This is a genomic window from Fictibacillus norfolkensis, from assembly GCF_014836645.1.
Taxonomy (GTDB): Bacteria; Bacillota; Bacilli; order Bacillales; family Fictibacillaceae; genus Fictibacillus; species Fictibacillus norfolkensis.
Map to the genome: position 1 here is coordinate 1 of NZ_JACSQM010000022.1, position 1,661 is coordinate 1,661.

Genomic DNA, 1,661 nt, shown 5'->3' on the forward strand with positions numbered 1-1,661 from the left:
TGAACTGCACCCTGTCAAGTAGACAGTGAAAATAATAAAAACCAGCTAAGCGGCTTCAGCTCTATATTCTTTAGGGCTGAGGCCGTTTAATCGTTTTTGATATCTTTCATAATTATAGAAATGAATATACTCATCTATCGCAAAAGACAGGTCTTCAAATGTCTCATATTTATGTAAGTAATACTTTTCACACTTAAGGGTTCCCCAGAACGATTCCATGGGACCATTATCTATACATCTACCCACACGTGACATGCTTTGAGTCATTTTGGCTTGATCCAACATGCGTTTGAACCCATGAGAAGTATATTGAAATCCTCGATCACTGTGAATAAGCGGTTGTTCTTCTTCTAACTGTTCGATAGCTCGGTCTAGCGTTTGGAACACGAGGCTATTATTATTCGAATGTCCTACTACATAGCTTACGATTGATCCATCATACAAATCTAATATGGCACTTAAATAAGCTTTCTTTTGTGAACCATATTTGAATTCTGTGACATCGGTTACCCATTTTGTATTCTTCTTTTCTGCTGTGAATTCACGATTCAGTACATTCTCCGCCACATGTTGGGGGATAGAACGCTTGAATCTACTCTTCTTTTTTCGAATGACGCACTGTATATCCGCAACCCTCATTAGCCTATAAATCCGTTTAGGATTAAAGTTCTGGTTTAAGATTCGGTTTATATTCATGGTCATTCGACGATAGCCGTAGATGCCCTCCACTTTTTTATGGAGAGCTTTCAGCTCTTTTATAATCTCATTATTCTGAAGCTCTTGCTTAGAAGGCGTTCGGTTTAGCCACTTATAATAGGCAGCTCGTGAGAGGCCTGCGATTTCACAAAGCAAAAGAATACTTACTTTTTCTTTGACATGTAGTTCCTGAATGGCCATATATTTATTTTCATTTGGAATATAGGCTACTTTTGCCTCCTTTCGATCTCCTCTAACTTTTTTAAGAATGCATTTTCCGCCCGTAACCGTTCATTCTCTCGTTCTAATCTTTTCATCTGTAACTTAAATGCCTCATCAGGTGTTAACTCGTTTTCTTGCTTTGTTCTTCCACGCTTATCTTTGAGCGCTTCATCTCCATCTTTTTCAAACTTCTTAACCCATTGATACACCTGTTGATAGGAGACTTCATATGTTTGAGCTATTTCCTGGTAATCCTTCCCGTTCTCCAAACAATCAAGTACAATCTGTCTCCGTTCACCCCATGTTGTTTTTCTTCCTTTAGCCATAGAACTCGTCCTCCTCATAGACGTACCCTTTAATTCTCTATGACTATTATACGTCTTAATCCATTCTTGGAGGACCGATCTACTTGAAATACCATACATTCTGATAAGTTCATTTTGAGAGTATTGACCTGACAAATAATCCCTAACAGCTATGACCTTGAGCTCTTTAGAATAAGACTTCCAGGGACTTGAAGATCTAAGACCTTCCATTCCATATTTCTCAAATCGCTCAATCCATTTCTTAAGCGAGGTCTGGGCTATCTCAAACTTTTCACAAAGCTCTTTTACTGTAAAATTGCTTTCTTTATATGTAGATAAGACTGTGTACTTAAACTCTTTAGAATACCCCATAAAAAAACTCCCCTTAAGATAAACAGATTTTTTATTTCATCTGTCTACCTAAAGGGGAGCATATCA

At 37.7% G+C, this 1,661-nt stretch carries 1 protein-coding gene; it reads right to left on the minus strand.

The genetic code is table 11. From position 1 onward, the window contains the following. Positions 1 to 45: 45 nt before the first annotated feature. Positions 46 to 1,595 (minus strand): IS3 family transposase gene (locus tag H9648_RS20550; protein ID WP_191755560.1). Its coding sequence is split into 2 segments (ribosomal slippage): positions 46 to 971 and positions 971 to 1,595, totalling 1,551 coding nucleotides; the frame shifts between segments, so codons are not numbered across the junction. Positions 1,596 to 1,661 lie beyond the last annotated feature (66 nt).